This is a genomic window from Flexistipes sp., from assembly GCF_036172515.1.
GTDB lineage: Bacteria > Chrysiogenota > Deferribacteres > Deferribacterales > Flexistipitaceae > Flexistipes.
The window spans coordinates 1-17,761 of record NZ_JAXKVW010000027.1; the positions used below are offsets into that span (position 1 = coordinate 1).

17 protein-coding genes are annotated in these 17,761 nt (G+C 38.1%); 5 read left to right on the plus strand and 12 right to left on the minus strand.

Going from position 1 to position 17,761, the window contains the following annotated elements:
* Positions 1-390: 390 nt before the first annotated feature.
* Together UMU13_RS11495 and UMU13_RS11500 are read left to right on the plus strand one after the other, a co-directional pair.
* Positions 391-1,257, plus strand: a complete 867-nt coding sequence (locus UMU13_RS11495) for a fumarate hydratase (protein ID WP_328219250.1) — start codon at positions 391-393, stop codon at positions 1,255-1,257.
* Entirely contained in the window at positions 1,250-1,828 is a 579-nt protein-coding gene (locus UMU13_RS11500; protein ID WP_328219252.1) for a FumA C-terminus/TtdB family hydratase beta subunit, read from the plus strand. Before UMU13_RS11495 ends, UMU13_RS11500 begins: the two co-directional genes overlap by 8 nt.
* 44 nt (positions 1,829-1,872) lie before the next feature.
* Here the strand turns inward: UMU13_RS11500 and UMU13_RS11505 are convergent, their stop codons facing one another.
* The 4 genes from UMU13_RS11505 to UMU13_RS11520 all read right to left on the minus strand — a co-directional run bounded on the left by UMU13_RS11505 (position 1,873) and on the right by UMU13_RS11520 (position 6,431).
* Positions 1,873-2,460 carry a DUF2155 domain-containing protein gene (locus UMU13_RS11505; protein WP_328219254.1) on the minus strand — a complete coding sequence of 196 codons (588 nt, stop codon included), beginning with the start codon at positions 2,458-2,460 and terminating at the stop codon, positions 1,873-1,875.
* Between the two features lie 174 nt (positions 2,461-2,634).
* On the minus strand, positions 2,635-5,058 hold the full coding sequence (locus UMU13_RS11510; protein ID WP_328219256.1) for a PAS domain-containing hybrid sensor histidine kinase/response regulator: 2,424 nt from the start codon (positions 5,056-5,058) through the stop codon (positions 2,635-2,637).
* Between the two features lie 35 nt (positions 5,059-5,093).
* Positions 5,094-5,330 carry a sulfurtransferase TusA family protein gene (locus tag UMU13_RS11515; protein WP_328219257.1) on the minus strand — a complete coding sequence of 79 codons (237 nt, stop codon included), beginning with the start codon at positions 5,328-5,330 and terminating at the stop codon, positions 5,094-5,096.
* Between the two features lie 3 nt (positions 5,331-5,333).
* Positions 5,334-6,431 (minus strand): YeeE/YedE family protein, encoded by a 1,098-nt coding sequence (locus UMU13_RS11520; RefSeq protein ID WP_328219258.1) that lies wholly within the window; start codon positions 6,429-6,431, stop codon positions 5,334-5,336.
* A 146-nt stretch (positions 6,432-6,577) separates the two neighbouring features.
* On the opposite strand from UMU13_RS11520, the gene UMU13_RS11525 reads away from it, so the two are divergent.
* Both UMU13_RS11525 and UMU13_RS11530 read left to right on the plus strand, forming a co-directional pair.
* On the plus strand, positions 6,578-7,387 hold the full coding sequence (locus tag UMU13_RS11525) for a DUF169 domain-containing protein (protein ID WP_328219259.1): 810 nt from the start codon (positions 6,578-6,580) through the stop codon (positions 7,385-7,387).
* A 114-nt stretch (positions 7,388-7,501) separates the two neighbouring features.
* Positions 7,502-8,014 (plus strand): ferritin family protein, encoded by a 513-nt coding sequence (locus tag UMU13_RS11530; protein WP_273264772.1) that lies wholly within the window; start codon positions 7,502-7,504, stop codon positions 8,012-8,014.
* A gap of 20 nt (positions 8,015-8,034) precedes the next feature.
* Here the strand turns inward: UMU13_RS11530 and lpxK are convergent, their stop codons facing one another.
* Together lpxK and UMU13_RS11540 are read right to left on the minus strand one after the other, a co-directional pair.
* Positions 8,035-9,024, minus strand: coding sequence for a tetraacyldisaccharide 4'-kinase (gene lpxK, locus UMU13_RS11535; protein ID WP_328219260.1), 990 nt, complete (start codon positions 9,022-9,024; stop codon positions 8,035-8,037).
* Positions 8,957-9,562, minus strand: coding sequence for a LolA family protein (locus UMU13_RS11540; RefSeq protein ID WP_328219262.1), 606 nt, complete (start codon positions 9,560-9,562; stop codon positions 8,957-8,959). The genes lpxK and UMU13_RS11540 overlap by 68 nt, the downstream gene beginning before the upstream one ends.
* A 62-nt stretch (positions 9,563-9,624) precedes the next feature.
* Here UMU13_RS11540 and UMU13_RS11545 point away from each other — a divergent pair, with 62 nt between their 5' ends.
* Positions 9,625-9,963, plus strand: coding sequence for a response regulator (locus UMU13_RS11545; RefSeq protein ID WP_328219263.1), 339 nt, complete (start codon positions 9,625-9,627; stop codon positions 9,961-9,963).
* On the opposite strand, the gene hflX is transcribed toward UMU13_RS11545, so the two are convergent.
* The 6 genes from hflX to UMU13_RS11575 all read right to left on the minus strand — a co-directional run.
* Positions 9,960-11,450, minus strand: a complete 1,491-nt coding sequence (gene hflX, locus UMU13_RS11550) for a GTPase HflX (protein ID WP_328219265.1) — start codon at positions 11,448-11,450, stop codon at positions 9,960-9,962. The genes UMU13_RS11545 and hflX overlap by 4 nt on opposite strands.
* 230 nt (positions 11,451-11,680) lie before the next feature.
* On the minus strand, positions 11,681-12,571 hold the full coding sequence (locus tag UMU13_RS11555; protein WP_328219266.1) for a peptidylprolyl isomerase: 891 nt from the start codon (positions 12,569-12,571) through the stop codon (positions 11,681-11,683).
* Positions 12,522-13,514, minus strand: coding sequence for a peptidylprolyl isomerase (locus UMU13_RS11560; protein WP_328219267.1), 993 nt, complete (start codon positions 13,512-13,514; stop codon positions 12,522-12,524). The genes UMU13_RS11555 and UMU13_RS11560 overlap by 50 nt, the downstream gene beginning before the upstream one ends.
* Positions 13,515-13,542: 28 nt before the next feature.
* Positions 13,543-16,869 (minus strand): transcription-repair coupling factor, encoded by a 3,327-nt coding sequence (gene mfd, locus UMU13_RS11565; protein WP_328219269.1) that lies wholly within the window; start codon positions 16,867-16,869, stop codon positions 13,543-13,545.
* 1 nt (position 16,870) lies between these two features.
* Entirely contained in the window at positions 16,871-17,347 is a 477-nt protein-coding gene (gene rfaE2, locus UMU13_RS11570; protein WP_328219271.1) for a D-glycero-beta-D-manno-heptose 1-phosphate adenylyltransferase, read from the minus strand.
* A gap of 3 nt (positions 17,348-17,350) precedes the next feature.
* A partial coding sequence (locus UMU13_RS11575) for an SIS domain-containing protein (RefSeq protein WP_328219273.1) occupies positions 17,351-17,761 on the minus strand: 411 nt, incomplete at its 5' end.

The following is a 17,761-nucleotide window of genomic DNA, read 5'->3' on the forward strand; positions in this document are numbered from 1 at the left end:
GATAATTCTACAGCTTCTCGCTTAAAAGATTCACTGTAAACTCTTCGTTTCTTCATTTCGCACCTCTGCTTTTTTTATAGCATTGGCTTAACTTACTGTCTACTAAACTGTAGCATGTCCATAGAGAAGTTGGTAAACAGGGAAACCTTAATTTGTTGGGCGGGTATTCAACACTGAACTCTAAACACATCGCACACTAATTACGCATTACACATCACGTATCATGTATTCCGCATCATGGTATTTATAAGATAACAAAATGTGCTCAAAAATAAAACACTTGTTAATTGTATACAATATGCAGTTGACATATATATAATTATATAGCAAAATTAATTTTAAAGGCAATTTACATGCTTTTGACGAATACCAGATTAAAGAGAGGTGCTTATGAATCTCCAGGAATCAATATTAAAGTTAATAAGAAAAGCGTCTACAGACTTGTCACCGGATGTGGAGGATGCAATCAAAAAAGCTTACGAAACGGAAGATGAAGGTACACCTGCAAGAAATGTCTTCGGCACCATTTTGGAAGATATTCAGCTTGCCAGGCAAAAATCAACGCCCATCTGCCAGGATACCGGAGCTTTGATATTTTACATCGATTTTCCGGTTGGAGACAGCGAACAAAAATACCGTGAAGCAATTGAAAATGCTGCAAGCCAGGCAACAGAGTTGCAATATTTAAGACCCAATGCCGTTGACCCTGTCACAAACAAAAACAGCGGAAACAATATCGGTAAAAATGCTCCCTACATACACTTTCATCAATGGGATAAAGATGAAGTGAGAATCAGACTGATGCTCAAAGGAGGCGGCAGCGAAAATGTCGGAACCCAGTACAAACTACCTGATTCAGGACTTAAAGCAGGCAGGGACCTGAAGGGAGTAAGAAAGGTCGTTATAGATGCCGTTACAAAAGCACAGGGACTTGGATGTGCACCCGGCATTATCGGTGTGGGCATCGGCGGAGACAGGGTGACCTCCTATGCATTGTCAAAAGAACAATTTTTCAGAAAACTTAACCAGCGCCACGAAAATCCTGAAATCGCAAAGCTTGAAGAGGAACTACATACAGATCTCAACAAACTCGGCATAGGCCCTATGGGCTTTGGAGGTAAAACAACCGTTTTAGGCACTCATATAGATTATCAGCACAGACATCCGGCAACATTCTATGTGGCCATTTCATACATGTGCTGGGCATACCGAAGAAAGCAAATGATAATCAAGAACGGCGAGGTGAAATATGATTAATCTCACAACCCCTATTTCGGAAGAGAAAATCAGAGAACTTAATGTGGGTGATGAAGTATCACTTACAGGTACAATTGTAACTGCCAGAGATGCCGCACATAAACTGATGGTGGAGGAAAAACCCGACTTCATAAGAAAATATCTTGAAGAGTCCGTTATCTATCATTGCGGGCCGGTGGTAAGGAATGAAAACGGCCAGTGGTCTTTTATAGCGGCAGGACCTACCACCAGTGCAAGAGAAGAACCGTATCAGGCCGACGTAATCTGCGAATACAACGTAAGGGCTGTGATAGGTAAAGGTGGCATGGGAGAAAAGACAGCCGAAGGACTGAAAAAATGCGGTGCTGTTTATCTTCATGCCGTGGGCGGTGCAGGATCTCTCATTGCTGAAAAGGTAATTAATGTAAAAGATGTTTTTAAGCTTGAGGAATTCGGAACTCCAGAGGCATTCTGGGTAATAGAAGTTAAAGATTTCCCCTGTGTTGTAACAATGGATTCAAAAGGCGGAAGCCTCCATAAAGAAATACTTACCAAATCCCAGCAAAAAGCAAAAGAACTTATCGGAATATAAAAAAAAGGGGCTTAAAAAGCCCCTTTTTTATTTATAGTAATCAATTACTTAGTAACTGAACCCTTCAATTTAATATCATATACCGGATGCTGGAATGAATGTATTCCGGGAAAATTCTTAAAAAGCCAGCCGTCAAATATAAGTCCCTGTTTATTATAAACCTTGATTTTTGCTGCCGGCATATTTTCTTCAGCAGTTCTTGAAGTCATTACGCCGCTCTGATCCATAACAAAATCCGGCAGATAGTGCTCGACTTCAACTGTCAGGGGAGTGCCTGAAATTTCGGCTTTTTGTCCAATCATTATCTCCCTTTCTATAAACTTTGGCGAACCTGAACTGTTATCACTTATTTCTACAATAACACTTTTAAACTTAGCCTTAACCTCTTCAGGAACAATAATTTTTCTATCCTTCCCATCAGTGCTGCTCATTCCGGAATGCGGATTATTAATTTGCTCACCCATTCCTTCACCGCCGGTATTATGCTGGGTGTTCGCATTTTCGCTCGCACTTACTGTCTGAGTGTTTTCCTCCTTCACACTCTCTTCCGCCGTTTCTGATGAGGTGTTCTGCGAACACGCCACGACAAAAAACGCCGTAAGAAGAAACAGCCCTAATAAAATTCTTTTCATTCTCTTTCCTCCTTAATATCCTTCAAATGTAGAGAAAGCCTTAAAATAAGGCTAAAACTCCATTATTCGTGTGGGGTATGTATAATTATAAATCACATTGAAATCAAGAGTTTTTTAAAGAAGAATTAGTTCATAAAAATTTATCGTTCATTTAAAAAATAAAGATTCTTTTATCTATACATTCATCAACAGCATGTTTAATTCCCGCAAATCATAAGGTTTGTGGAGACAGGAGTAAAATCCGTATTTTTTGTAGTTTTTTATAAGCTCATCTGAGGTAAATCCGCTGGAAATAACACATTTTGCTTCCGGATCAATTTTGGTTATCTCTTTAAAAACCTTTTTACCGCCGAAACCTCCCGGCATTGTAATGTCCAGTATGGACAAGTCATAAGCTTCCCCTTTTCTGAAAGCCTCAGCAAACTTCTCAACAGCTTTTTCCCCGCTTCTGACAGCATCGACATCTGCACCGAGCTCCGTCAACAATTCTGATGTGGATTCCAGAACACTCTCATTATCATCCATAAGGAGTACTTTTTTATGATGCTTCTGAATATGATGAGACGCTTTTTCTTTTTTGTAGTCTATACCGTCTTTCTCCGCAGGCAGATAAATATGAAATGCAGTACCCTCACCCACCTTTGAATCAACAGCTATATGACCGCCATGTTTTTTAATAATTGAATAAGAGGTTGCCAGACCGAGACCGGTTCCCTCCTCCTTTGTTGTGAAGAAAGGATCGAATATTTTATGCTGCTGGCTTTCTGGGATACCTTTACCTTCATCCGTGACCGATATTTTCACATAACGCCCCCTTTGCAGCGGTAGAGCAGTATCTTCGCCTATATCAATATTCCTGCAGTCAATTCCGATTTTGCCGCCGCCGGGCATTGCCTGTATCGCATTTACAAGAAGATTGTTTATAACTTGTGAAAGTTTGGATTTGTCAACTTCGACATAACTCACATTTTCCGTGCAGTGAACATTATAGTAGCAACTGCTTCCGCTGAGTGTAAAATCACAAACACTCTTCAGAAACTCCTTCAGCGAAACAATTTCTTTTGCCAAGACCCCTTCTTTGGCAAAAGTGGATAATTGCATTGTAAGATTTTTTGCATTAACAACTGCATTTTCCGCGTTCTTTAGAACTTTCTCCACACTCTCAGACTCGGCCTTCAGCTTAGCCAGCGAGACATTACTCATTATAGCCGTTAATATATTGTTATAATCATGAGCAATACCTCTGGCCATTATAGACAAGGCTTCCATTTTCGAACTGTTCAGCAGCTCTTCCTGAATACGCAGATAATCCGTAATATCTTTAAGAACCACAACCCCGCCGATAATACTGCTGCTTCTGTCAATAAGAGGAGTTATAAACACATCCACTTTATAGTCGGTGCCTTTTTTGTTTTTCAGGGTAAGACAAAAACGGCTGTTGGAGTCATATTCCCGGGAAGTAAAATATCTTTTGGGTCCTATCCTGCATAAGGGAAGTTGATTAACTTCAGAAAAATTGAGAATTTTTTCCAAGGCAACATTTTCAGCTTCAGAAGAACTGACGGCAAGCATCTCCTCTGCCGTTTTGTTGATCATTATAACCTGACAATATTCATTTACGGTAATCACTCCGTCATTAATACTCCTCAAAGTTACGGAAAGAATTTCACGCTCTCTCTCCAGCTCTTCCTCAACCTTTTTTTTATCCGTAATATCCCTCAGTATACCGAGTACTCCGGTTTGTGAAGAATTCAGCTTTCCCCGGAAAAAAGATCCGTCCACATATATTTCATTGCCCTGTTTATCAATCAGTTTCATTTCGGCATTTTTGACACGGGAGTCTGAGATAATTTCCATAAGCTCAAAGGGAAGTATCCCGCTATAATTTCCTGCCAAAATGCTGCTGAATTTTTTGCCGATTAGTTCCTCATCTGAGCAGCCTAAAATGGCTCTTGCCGCATTATTCAAATTTCTAACAACCCCTTCTGTATCCAGGCCTATAATCATATCATTGGCATTATCATAAATCTGCTGAAACATTAATTCCGAATGGATTTTATCCGTAACATCATTAAAGCTTATTATATAAGAATTCACTGCTCCCTGCTGTCTTTTCAGAGGTACAATATTTAAATCAAAATATTTATTTTTAATAGGTATGTTGTGAAATTCTTTAAAACTCTCTTTATGAAAGAAATCATTGTAATAATTTTCCTGAATTTCAGATGGAAAAATTTCTGCAAAATTTAAATTATAAATTTCTTTTTCATCTGTTTCCAGCATTTCACATAGCCTGTGATTAAAGGAATGTATTGTGCATGATTTATCTATAACCAGTATACCCATCCCAACACTGTTAAAAATTGCAGAAATCTCTTCTTTCGCGGTGATAAGCTCTTCATTTGTTTCGTTCAGATGTTCAAGAATCTGATCAAAAGACTCGGCTATTATTCCTATAGGATCAATGGATAAAATGGACTCTAAATCAAGCTCGTCAGGATTGAGTGGTTTCGTCCCCAATACTTTCAGAAGATGGTTTATTTTTTCCTTAAGATAATTATAAAGTTTCTCCTTATCAGAGACGGCACCGTTTTCCATCAATTTTCCTTACAATTCAAAATATAAAATCAAATTTATTTATATATTTTAATCTTATAAAAACCATGTGATTTTTCAACATCAAATCTGTAACCCATTCTCGTTGCCGACTCCGGAATCGTGTTGATAGCATCTCTGTTATCAACTTTAAATTCCAGAATTAACCCGTCTTTTAACTGTGCTTTTTTTTCATTCACTTTTTTTAAAGCAGTTAAGAGTGTTGAGGGGCATATCTGCCCCCTCAAATCAAAAATTTCATTTCCGTGATCCATCACTCACCCCACAATCAATTTTTCAAGAAATTTACTCCCTATCCAGACTCCGGGCAGAAGCCCGCCCAAAAATAAATATGCACCCAGATCCAGCAGTGGAAGCTGACCAAAAAGATACCACACATTACACCCTCCTGCCAGCCTGGAGGAAAAACCCATCAAAAAACCCCCCGTTACAGCAATAAAAAACTGCTTTAAAGGGATATTAAAATTTATGCTAAACTCTCTTAGATTAATTGCTGAGAAAAACGAACCCGCAAGTATCCCGATAATTACCGGAAGCTGTATAAGGTATATACCATCAAAACGGTATCCGAGTTTGCCTGAAATATCAGTATCTGTAAAAGAGTTGTGATAGTCCAGAACTGTATTGCGAAAATAGGAGATACTTTCATAGTAGTCATTTGAAATCAAATGAGCAATAAAAGCACTGAATTTTGTGTATGTAGAAGTAATGCCCAAAGGCATTTTGGTTATAAGAAATACACCCGTAAGACAGAAGGATAATATTACAGAAGCATAAAACGGTTGTAAATACCGGGTTACATGAGACTTCAAAAACAGTCTGTTTTTATTTTTTAAAAGGAAAAATAACACTGCAAAAACCAAAAGATAAAATATTAAAAAGTAAAACATCGAAATATCTATAAGACTGTATAAGCTTACAAAATTTGATGTGATGTCAAGTCTGCCAGCAATATTTGAAATCTCCGGATATATAACAGCATAAACAAAGGAACCGCAAAGAATACCTATAAATGCGAAAAAGCTGGACACATTGCCGGAACCTATCTTATACAGTGTTCCAATAACGCACCCGCCGGCCAGCACCATTCCTGCGCCGAAGATAACACCGCCTATAAACTGTCTGCCACTCACAACACCTGCCCATGGGTGTGATATATCTATTAAACCGGTAAAGAACAGAAGCAGATACAACGCTGCGCTCATTAAAAGAAGAAAGAAGAGAGAAAAAACCGTATCAAAACGGTTGAACATAAAAATATCCCTGAGCATGCTTGCTACACAAAAGTCACTGCGGTGCATAACAAAGCCGGCAATTATACCTATAATAAGCAGTAAAATAAAAATCGAGGACATGTTCCACCTGATTTACAAAAAATAAATATTCTTAAATCATAACGTATATTTTATTAATTGTCATATTAATTTTTGCAAAAAACTTTTTATTTTTCTACAAATCATGTACAATATAAACTAATTATCCGTAAAATTGGGAGGTAATCATGAAATGCAATATGAGTGAATACCTGAACCTGAAGACTGAACCGGTTGCAACAATCTGGAAAGACGAAGCCCCTGAAGAAAAAATCCAGTTCCAGAAAGGAAAGCGGGGGTGCATTATCTCCCTTATGACTGCAGCCGCTAAAGGAAAAACTGCTGTTGTGGACTCTGAAACTTTCGGCTGCCCGGGTGGAGGTGTCGGATTGGGCTTCGGAAATCAATATGAAAATTTTCCCGGCGGTACGGACTGTTTTGCAAGATTTCTGTCAAACGGTAACAAAGGATATCCAAAAGGTGAAGCAGTGGCAGAGCAGATGAAAGGGAAAGCACCTGAACATTTTATACATGAATTCCTCCACGGGGAACGCTATGCAAAAGACCCTGAAATAGTTGAAGATTTCATCGATGAGCTGGGTTTCATGGATATTCCGGCTAAATATACAATATTCAAACCTCTCAGTAAAACAGAAGAAGATGAGAAGCCTGTAAGCATAACAATATTCTGTAACGCTAACCAGCTTTCAGCTCTGATAGTTTTATGCAACTATTTCAGAAAAGGGATAAACAATGTGGAAGCTCCGTTCGGTGCCGGCTGCCAATCTGCGGGAATTTTAACCTATCAGCAGTTAAACACCGAGAATCCCAAAGGTGTTATAGGCTTAATAGATATCACAGCCAGAAATGCTGCCAAAAACAGCTTTGGTGACAATATTATGAGTTTCAGCATGACTTATGACCTTTTCAAAAAGATGGATACTGAAGTTACAGAAAGCTTCCTGAGCACTGAAAACTGGGAAAACCTCATAAATTAATCAATGAGAGGTATTTGATTTGAAAATATTATATTTTAAAATATTTTCAGGTTGTTTAAAAATAACAAATCTATATAATTTGTATTACATATTAAATTAAGGAGGTTGCAGGATATGCCGAACAAGAAGTTACTGGAAGCTTTAAAATTGGGTTATGAAGCAGAAAAAGAAGGATTAAGAAGTTATCTCAAATTTGCCAAGGAGACAAAAGTTATCTCCGGCAAGAACATGTTTGTTCAGCTGGCATCAGATGAGGTTGACCATCTGGAGCTGATAGAAAGAATGATTTCCTCTTTGTCAGAAGGGACAACTGTAGAAAAAGTAGAGGTACCAAAGGGGAGACTTTCCAACTTTATGCCGGATCAGAAAGATGTAAGTCTTCAGCCTGTTGAAAAAGGGGAAATCGGAGATGAGGAAGCACTGAAAATAGCCCTGTCCCATGAAAAGAAGGCTATTGATTTCTATAAGGCAGAAGCTCAAAAGGACTACAGCAAAGAGGTTAAGGAATTCTTTACCAAACTTGCAGGCGTTGAAGAAAAGCACTATCAGATCATTGAAGCCGAGTTGGATTTTATGCATCAGGACGGCTTTTGGTTTGATACAATGGAGTTTTCTTTAGAAAAATAGTATAAAAAAGCCAGAGAAGGTTAAGCCTTTTCTGGTTTTTCACATTTTTCAAATATACTGTTCCAGAAAGCCAAATCATTATCCAGGCGCATAGATACAGCTGTATAAAAAGTCTTATTTTTTAACTCATCTGATAACTTCACATAATCCTTTTCAGTTGTTATTAGATAGTCTGCTCCGGATTTTTTCAACCTGTCCGTAAGCCATGTAAAATCCTTCCGCTTATAACTATGATGATCCGAGAAAGATCTGGATGAAATAATCGGGATATTTTTCCCAGCAAGCATGTTGAAAAAATTTTTATTGGTAGCAATCCCGGAGAATGCATAAAACTTGTAATTCTGCACAACATCTAAGGGAAACTTTTCACCTTTAAAATAAAAATCGTCAATTAACATATGGGAGAAAAAAACAGGCTTTGACTTAATATACCTTTTCACCTTATCGGGAATATTATAATCTTTTGCCCTTGTAAATACAATAATATCCGCCCTCTGAAGATTTCGTGGCATCTCCCTGAGATACCCGAAAGGAAAAACAAGACCCGTGGAAACAGGGTTTGAATGGTCCAAAAGTACAATATCAATATCTCTGTGAATTTTTCTGTGCTGAAAAGCATCATCCAGAACAACAAAATCGGGGGAGAAACGCTCCACGGCAAGCTTAAGACTCTTCACCCTGTCTTTACCTGTAATAACAGGTACATTCTGAAGCCTTTGAGCTATAAGGAAGGGTTCATCAGCACATAGTTCTTTATCAACAAGAAATTTCCTTCCGTCGTAAATAATATTTGTTCCTAATCCGATTTTCCCCTTATGCCCTCTCGATAATACACAGACACGAAATCCCCTGTTAAGAAGTTCCGTGCACAAATAGATAACAAACGGGGTTTTTCCGGTGCCCCCCAAGCTGATGTTGCCGACTGAGATTATACGGCACATATCAGTAGTTGAAAATCTCCGTACCCATAGGTACTTCTTTATCAAAGACGCCTGCCGGTATATCCACATTCAGGCGTACATTTTCAAATGTAACTTCCGTGTGATTACCCTTTTTATCCACGCTGTATATTTTTTCCAGGTACTTTTCACCAAAAGTCATCGTAAGGTATTTTAACCCCATATCTGATTTTGGAGTTAACCTGAATTTATCTTCAGCTATTTTTTCTATACTGAAGGAATCCTTAACTTTACTTATATCCACCAACAGCTGGAAAACAATGTTGTTTCCGCTGCTTGATGTAACCTTCTGTCTGATAAGCTGATCTGTGGAACTGTCATAGTATTCCATCGTGTCTCTGGTAAACAGATAATATTGCTCATAAGGTTTGTTATAATCCCACAAAACTTTCTCGTTATTAATAAGATAAATTTCTCCTTCGTAAATATCCTCACCAAAGCCTTTTATCTCTGTTTTCTGGGTAAATTGAGCATGCATCGTATTAATATTTTCAAACCTGTTGATAAGGTTATCAAGACTCGCCGCAAACAGTAAATTGGGTATCAAAAAAGCAGTAATTAACAAAATATTAAATAACCTATTAAACACTTGATCCTCCGTCATTATATCACTAAGATAGTTTTATACTAAAATTCATACGGTGTAAAGTAATGAAAATCCTTCTTGTGGATGATGAAAAACATTTTAAAAATATATTTTCCATACTTTCCAGGAAGTACAAATTCCAGTTCGAATGTGCCGAAAATATTAAAGAAGCAATAAGTTTAATCAATGAAAACAACTTTGATCTGGTGGTAATCGATTACTCCCTTCCTGACGGCAAAGGAACAGAATTAAATCGTTTCATCAAGCTGAACCGCCCAGGTTTAAAAACCGCATTAAGCACCGGCTATACAGACATGGTTGAAAATACTGCTAACGGAGATTTTGATTATTATATCAGAAAAGACAGGATAGTCCTTTTCATGGAAAAACATTTAAATGACTAATGCTGGCCGCTGAAAAGCACTTCTTTTCCTTCCTGAAACAATACGGACTGTATTTTTTTCAGAAGCGGGTCAAGACTGGTTTTCTTTATTGCTGAAACAAGAACGGCTTCAGTATATTCCCTCTCAATCTCAAAAATTTCATCTTCGCTCAGTTTATCAATTTTGTTGAAAACAAGTATTTTTCTTTTCTCATTTAAACCTAGCTCATTTAAAATTTCCAACACAGACTGAATATGCTGCTTATAATGATAACTTGAGGCATCCACAACTTCCAGCAGCAGATCGGAATCATCCAACTCCTCCAGTGTTGATTTAAATGCCCCTTTGAGACCGGAGGGCAGATCTCTTATAAAACCCACCGTATCGGTTATAATAACATCCCGTTCTCTTGGAAACCTGATACGTTTGGAGCTGGTGTCAAGTGTCGCAAACATAAGATTGTCCGAATATGTGTCACACTTGGTAAGAGCATTGAGCAGAGTGGATTTCCCGGCATTTGTATATCCAATAATCGACACAATGGGTAAATTATTTTTCAGCCTTTTACCTTTTTGAACATTTCTGTTTTTTTCTATATTTTTCAGTTTCTTGTTTAAAAAAGCTATTCTATCGTTAATTCTACGACGATCCACTTCAAGTTTTGTTTCACCGGGGCCTCTGCCACCTATCCCCCCTGTGAGTCTGGAAAGGGAATCGTCCCTTGCGCTGAGTTTCGGAAGAATATGTTTCAACTGGGCAAGCTCAACCCTCAGCTTACCTTCATTTGACTTTGCACGTGCGGCAAAAATATCCAGAATCAGCTGCGTTCTGTCTATCACTTTGAGCTCAGTAAAATTTGCAACGGCCTTTGATTGAGCCGGTGAAAGCTGATTATCGAAAATCAGATAATCCACACCGCTGGAAAGAGCTTTGATGACAATCTCCTTTAACTTACCGGAACCCACAATATATTTTGGATTAGGCTTGTTTTTAATCTGATAGAAGGTATCCATGACCTCAATTTTTGCACTGGCAGCGAGTTCTCTCAATTCTGCCATGGATTCTCCGGCTTCATATTTATTACTATAGACACCTATGAGTATTGCACTTTCATATAATTTTGTTTCATGGAGCTGCTTTGTTTTACTTTCAACCTCTTCTTCCAGGGATTTAATAAAACTTGAATAATCCAGCTTCTGGTCGTAGGGGTCTTTATCGGTAAAAACCTCATAGGGTTTATCAGCATCCGGCGGCATAATGTGTGCTGAATGCATTTGAAGGGGATTACCGTTTTCATCCATAGTAACAGCAGATACGGAGTCGAGCCGTAAAAGAACAAGATCGGTAAAATCATCATCTGTCAGTTCTTCATTGTATAAATGTGTGTGTACCAGCCTTAAGCCGCGCAATTTACCAGGCACAAGCGCAAATCTGTGCAGTTTTGGTATAAGAACTTCTTTATTTGTGCCAACAAGTACATATTGAATGGTATTGTTCCTGTCGATCAACAGACCGATCTGTTGACCTGTCTCATAAGAAAGGGAAGTAATGTTTTTTATAAGATCATTGGAAATGATCGCTGTTGATTTACTTTTTCTCTTATCCAGTCTCTCAAATCGCTTTAAAAACTTCGCCTTCAGATTTTCAGTGTAGCCGTATAGTATGTTTTACCTCCGGTTTTTGCTATTTATTTCCTAAACAAAATATTACCTGCTTACTAAAAATCAACAATTATAAATCAATACTTGTATTTGACATATATCGTTTCACTGTGCTCTTCAAGCCAGTTTTCATAAACGTTTTGCAGCTTTTTTTCCCTTATTTTTGAAACGATCTCCTCTCTTGTCTTATTATCAACATCATATTTACTGGAAAACGACTCCACCTTAAATAACTGAATACTGTTATCATTATTGACGCGGAAAACATCTCCGGCTTTTGCATTTTCCAGTTTCTTCTGAATAACTTCAGCAATCTGATCCGGACTTACAAAACCGATATATCCCCCGGATTTTGCAGAAGCAGCTTTTGAAAACTTAATCGCCGTATCCGAAAAGGAATGACTTTCCAAATAATCTTTCATCTTTTTAAATTCATCTTTGTTTTTAACTTCAATCATTCTCAGTTCATACTTGTCTGACAAATCCATTTCAGGGTGCTCATCTATATAATCCCTTATATCTTCGTTAGTAACAACAACCATTGGAGCAATAATCCTGCTCATTATTCTGGATTTCAATATATCCATTTTAATCTGCCACTTATATTTGGCAAGAGTTAGCCCCCGCTCTTTAAGTGCCGATTTCAGCTGCATCATACTGACATTATTTTTGGTTAAAACATCCTGTAAAGCGGCGTTGGTTTCTGCCTCTGTAACTTCCACCCCTTCTCTTTTTGCTGCAATTTCAATCTTGTACTGTTTCACAAGAAAATCGAGTACATTATCATAGTACTCCTGAAGTATTTTATCCTTCTTTTCTTCATTTTCAATAGAATAAATCTGCTTAACCCTTTCCGGGTTAAATGATTCCACCTCATACTTGGTAATCACTTCGTCGCCGACAACCGCCAGTATCTTATCAATTATCTGAGCGTTCAGGGGGTTTTGGACTAAGAACAAAGCTAACATTGTCACTAATAGTAATTTTCGCATTTGACCGTAACTCCTTCGTTAAATTATCCAATAACTCATCTTGTTTTTTGATAAACAATTCCGAGTAAAGTTTACTTTTGATTTCTTTAAAATCAGGTCGGATATTTCTTTTTATATCCACCAGTTTAAAAATATGATAGCCGTAATCAGATTTTATCACACTGCTTACACTGCCTATCCGCATTTCTTTGACCTGCTGGAATGGCGCGGGGTAATTGCTTATATCGACATAACCCATATCACCGCCCTCCTCCTTCAGAGTGCCCACAGAAAATTTCTTTACCACATCGCTGAATGCATGCCTTTGCCTCATAAGCTGTCTGGCTTTTCCGGCACTCTCGGCATTATCAGCTACCAGATGGTATATATGGTATAAAGTCACACCTTTATATCTTTTTACAAATTCATCGTAATAATTTTTCAAATCTTTTTCTTCCAGTTTAATATTTTTAAGCTTCTCAGCTAAAAATTTTTGTATTATCAGCTGCTCCTTTATAACATTACTCAGTCTTCTGATATCAAGAACAGGTTTATTGGTATATGTACTGAGATTTTCTTTACCGAAAGCGGATTTAAAGTTATCCAAGACCCTTTTAACTTTAGCATCGTCCACAGTTATACCACTGTTTTCCGCCTTTTTCAAAAGAAGCTTATGATCAATAAAATTTTCAATAATCTCTTTTTTAACTTCCGGGTTGTTTTTATTTTCCTCATTCATTTCAGAGAGAGTATAGTAAGCGTAGTTTATTATATCTTCAACATAATAAGCATTGTTGTTAATTTTGAGTACGGGCTGCTTTTTTTGAGTAACCTGAGATTTCTCCTCTGCAGGTGTTTTCTTGGAATCATCTGTAACATTTTCTTTCTGCTGTCCGCATCCAATTATAAGAAAAAAACACAATACAATTACTTTAAACATTCACCAACCCCACCATCAATCAATACTATTATGCATATGATTTCTCAAGTGAAAATATCTCCGCCAGACTTTCAAAAAAAGCAATGGAAGTTTCAAGGATATCGTTCTCTTTGCTCACAATGCTGATTTCATACTCAGAACTGAAATTTGCTTTCAGCTGCAGTTCACTGATTAAATTTAGAATAATAGCCGGATCAAGGGTTACATTTTTGTCGAAAGAGATTTTCATTTTACTGCTGAATATGGTTAATTTAATTACTCCGCATCCCGAAGCCAGGTTCTTTATATAAAAGATTTTCAAAAGGTTTTTTACCGGTTCCGGAATATCACCGTAAATCGTTTGGAACTCCTCCATATAATTATCAACATCATCTTTCTCAGCTATTCCAGATATTCTGTTATAATAATTCATTCTTGTTTCCGGATTGGGAACATATTCAGCCGGAATATAGTATGAAACATTCGATTGTATCTCCACTTCATTTTTAATTCCGCCTTTACCCTGAAGTTCCTTTACTGCATCGTGAACCATCTGAAGGTATAATTCATATCCTATATTTGTCACAAATCCGGACTGTTCAGCACCAAGCAGATCTCCGGCACCTCTCAGCTGCAAATCGTAGGAGGCAATTTTAAAACCGCTCCCTAGATCAGACAGCTGCTGTATAATCTGCAGCCGTTTTTTTGCAATCTGATTCAACGCTTCAAGATTATCCACCACGAGATAACAGTAAGCCCTTTTGTCTGACCTTCCAACCCTGCCCTTCAGCTGATAAAGCTGTGCAAGCCCGAAATTACCAGCAGAATTAACAATAATTGTATTGGCATTAGCTATGTCAACTCCGTTTTCTATAATGGTAGTACATACAAGCACGTCAGTTTCCCCTTCATAAAACTTTATCAGGGCTTTTTCCAGCTGGATGGAGCTCATCTGACCGTGGGCAATATCCACCCGGGCATACGGTGCCATCGATTGCACCCAGGAAGCCGTATTGACAATATCCTTAACATTGTTATGGAGAAAATAAACCTGCCCGCCCCTTTTCATTTCATTTTCTATTAATTTTCCGATATTCCCATCCTGCCTTACTATTTTTGTAATAATCGGCAGTCTGTCAGCCGGCGGAGTTTCTATAACACTGATATCTCTTATCCCCGAAATGGAGAGCTGAAGTGTTCTCGGAATAGGCGTGGCTGTTAGTGTCAAAACATCGATATTACTTCTCATATCGCTGATTTTCTCTTTATGAGCCACACCGAACCGCTGCTCCTCGTCTATAACAAGAAGTCCCAAATCGTTAAAATGAACATCTGTGGAAAGAAGGCGGTGTGTTCCTATCAGTATGTCCACCTCACCATCTGCAACCTTTTTTAATGTCTTTTTAATTTCTTTTGGGGTCTTCAACCTGCTTATATAATCAATCTTAACGGGGAGATCGTTGAATCTCTGCCTGAAAGATTCAAAATGCTGCCTTGTCAGAACTGTTGTCGGAGCCAGAACAGCCACTTGTTTACCGGCGGCAACAGCCTTACCGGCAGCCCTGACCGCTACTTCCGTTTTTCCAAAACCAACATCACCGCAAACCAAACGCTCCATAGGATAATCAGCTTCCATGTCTCTGTAAACATCCAGTATAGCTGAAAGCTGGTCCTCCGTTTCCTCAAATAAGAAACTGTTTTCAAGCTCCCTGACCAAAAAGCCGTCATTTTGAAAGGAAAAACCGTTTAAGGCTTTTCTTTCAGCATAAAGCTTCAACAAATCCATTGCCAGCTTTTTAGCACTTTTCTTAGCCTGGTTCTTTAACTTACTCCATTTTGAGCTTTGAAGACTGCTTATACGGGGAGATGATTCACCTGAGCCCACATATTTTTGGATAAGGTTAATAGATTCCAGCGGAACATATAATATTTCACCTTTATCATACTCAAGTTCCAGAAAATCGGATTCAATGCCTCCTATAGATTTGTGAACAAGCCCTTTAAAAATTCCGATACCGTAATCCACATGCACGATATAATCGCCTGCAGAAAGATCGGAAAGTGAAGTTTTAAAAACCTCTTTGTTTCTGCTTTTTTTCCTTTTTTTGGAAAAACCGAAGATATCCTCATCTGAAAAAAGTGCTGTTCGTGTCTTCTGGTCTGTAAAACCACCGCTTACTGTATCTCTGTAAACATAAAAAGAAGGTATTTCCGCCTCATCTAAATGTGAAATTTCCGTTATGCCTACACTGTAGTCTTCACAGAACTGTTTTAGCAGACTGTAAAATTTGCTGCTCCCAATTGCAGCAATAACGATATACTTTTCATTTAACAGACTTTTCAACGTATGTATAAACTTATCCAGCGATTCGTAAACATTTTTGGAAACACCCAGTTTAAGCCTTGGGCTTCCATAATCCGGTCTTGTAAGATCTTCAGAAGTATCAAGCTCTACAAGATGAACAAAAGAGTTCTCATCAATATCATTTAAAACATTTTTGGAGACAAAATTGGATAAAACAAGTTCTTCTTCCCGGGATTCAGACTTTTCCGAAATCCAGTCGTAAAAAACACTTATATAACTCTTCCCGCTTTCCGATAGAAAATAAAGCTTAACATCCTGCCGGGTATAATCGAAAAAGCTGTCCATCTTGTCATAAACAAGAGGTGCAAACCAGTGAAAGCCTGCAAACTTACCGAAAAGTTCGGCCTCCTCAAGTTCCCGCCGTCCTTTTAGTGCTCTTTTAAATTCTTCCGTTTCAAAAATACCTTCTGTTGCAGGCATTAGTTTTATCTTTTCCAGGTTTTCAACTTTTCGTTGGGTATCAGGTTTATAAAGGTAAATCTGCTCAACATCGTCATCAAAAAATTCAATCCTCACCGGCAGATCATACCCCGGCGGCAGCAGGTCGAAGATATCTCCTCTGAAAGCATACTCACCGATACCGTCAACAATTTCAACATTAACAAATCCTAAAATGTCCAGGTAATATATAAATTCTTCTCTTGTAATTTCCGTGCCTATTTCAATATCTAAAATGGAAGAAAGAAATACGTCTTTTGGCGGAAGTTTTTTTAACAGACCATACAATGTTGTAATAACAAGAGAAGTCTCATTATTTAAAACCGCATTAAGGGCATTTGCGCGTTTGGTAAAAATTTCCGGCAAAACCCTTGCCAATTCAAAAGGCTCCTGAAAATAAGGTGGCAATGAGACAGGATTAAGATGTGGTAAAAAGAAGTTCGCTTCATTGACAATCTTTTCATAGGCAGCCGGATCGTCAACAATTATTATATTCAGCGAATTATCATCAACCAGATTTTCTTTTAAAAAATGGAGCTTGGATGCACCCCATAAATGAGTATAACCTTTCATGTTAACAGTATATCTTCACTATTTTTTCTATAATCGAGGTTGTGGAATACCCCTCTTCAAATTTCAGAGATTCCACTCTGCCGCCGTCAGCAGTAACAATGTCCACTCCCACAATCGATTCAATGGGCCAATCTCCGCCTTTAACCAATACATCCGGTCTTATAAATTTAATCAAATCGTAGGGAGTATCAACGCTGAAACAGGTGACAAAATCCACCCCTTTTATATATGAAATAAACTCCATTCTTTCATCAAGTTTATTAATGGGCCTTGTATCACCTTTCAGTTTTTTCACAGAATCGTCTGAGTTCAAAGCAACAACAAGATAATCGCCGGCTTCAGCGGAATGCTGGAGATATCTTAAATGTCCGAGATGTACTATATCAAAACAGCCGTTTGTCAAAACAACCTCTTTCCCTTTTCTGATGTCTGATAATTCTTTCTTTAGTTTATGCCAGTCTTTGAAAATTTTTGCCAAAATTTACCCCACTATATCCGGATTAAATCTGCCAAAAAGTATCTCATCCACAAGAGCACAAATGACATGGGCAGCTATGATATGAACCTCCTGAATCCTAGCAGTATTATCAGAAGGGATGGTAAGCATAAAATCACATAAACCGTTCATTTTACCTCCGTCACGTCCGGCAAAACCGAGTGTTGAAATTTCTTCCTTGGCACAAAACCTGAGCCCTTTAAGAACATTCGGGGAATTTCCGCTGGTTGAAATACCCCATGCAAGATCCTCCGGTTTGCAAAGAGCCATCAACTGCTTTTCAAATATTTGATCAAAATCGTAATCGTTACCAACAGATGTTAAAACCGAAGTATCGGTTGACAAAGACATTGCGGGCAGCGGAGGTCTCTCCATTCTGAATCTGTTGACAAATTC

Excerpts from the sequence above, each read along its gene's own strand:
- UMU13_RS11555 (WP_328219266.1), bottom strand. The coding sequence starts at position 12,571 with ATGTTAGCTTTGTTCTTAGTCCAAAACCCCCTGAACGCTCAGATAATT.
- UMU13_RS11520 (WP_328219258.1), bottom strand. The coding sequence starts at position 6,431 with ATGTCCTCGATTTTTATTTTACTGCTTATTATAGGTATAATTGCCGGC.
- lpxK (WP_328219260.1), bottom strand. The coding sequence starts at position 9,024 with ATGTGGATATACCGGCAGGCGTCTTTGATAAAGAAGTACCTATGGGTA.
- UMU13_RS11530 (WP_273264772.1), top strand. The coding sequence starts at position 7,502 with ATGCCGAACAAGAAGTTACTGGAAGCTTTAAAATTGGGTTATGAAGCA.
- UMU13_RS11525 (WP_328219259.1), top strand. The coding sequence starts at position 6,578 with ATGAAATGCAATATGAGTGAATACCTGAACCTGAAGACTGAACCGGTT.
- UMU13_RS11495 (WP_328219250.1), top strand. The coding sequence starts at position 391 with ATGAATCTCCAGGAATCAATATTAAAGTTAATAAGAAAAGCGTCTACA.
- UMU13_RS11505 (WP_328219254.1), bottom strand. The coding sequence starts at position 2,460 with ATGAAAAGAATTTTATTAGGGCTGTTTCTTCTTACGGCGTTTTTTGTC.
- mfd (WP_328219269.1), bottom strand. The coding sequence starts at position 16,869 with ATGAAAGGTTATACTCATTTATGGGGTGCATCCAAGCTCCATTTTTTA.
- UMU13_RS11500 (WP_328219252.1), top strand. The coding sequence starts at position 1,250 with ATGATTAATCTCACAACCCCTATTTCGGAAGAGAAAATCAGAGAACTT.
- UMU13_RS11510 (WP_328219256.1), bottom strand. The coding sequence starts at position 5,058 with ATGGAAAACGGTGCCGTCTCTGATAAGGAGAAACTTTATAATTATCTT.
- UMU13_RS11515 (WP_328219257.1), bottom strand. The coding sequence starts at position 5,330 with ATGGATCACGGAAATGAAATTTTTGATTTGAGGGGGCAGATATGCCCC.
- UMU13_RS11545 (WP_328219263.1), top strand. The coding sequence starts at position 9,625 with ATGAAAATCCTTCTTGTGGATGATGAAAAACATTTTAAAAATATATTT.
- UMU13_RS11560 (WP_328219267.1), bottom strand. The coding sequence starts at position 13,514 with ATGTTTAAAGTAATTGTATTGTGTTTTTTTCTTATAATTGGATGCGGA.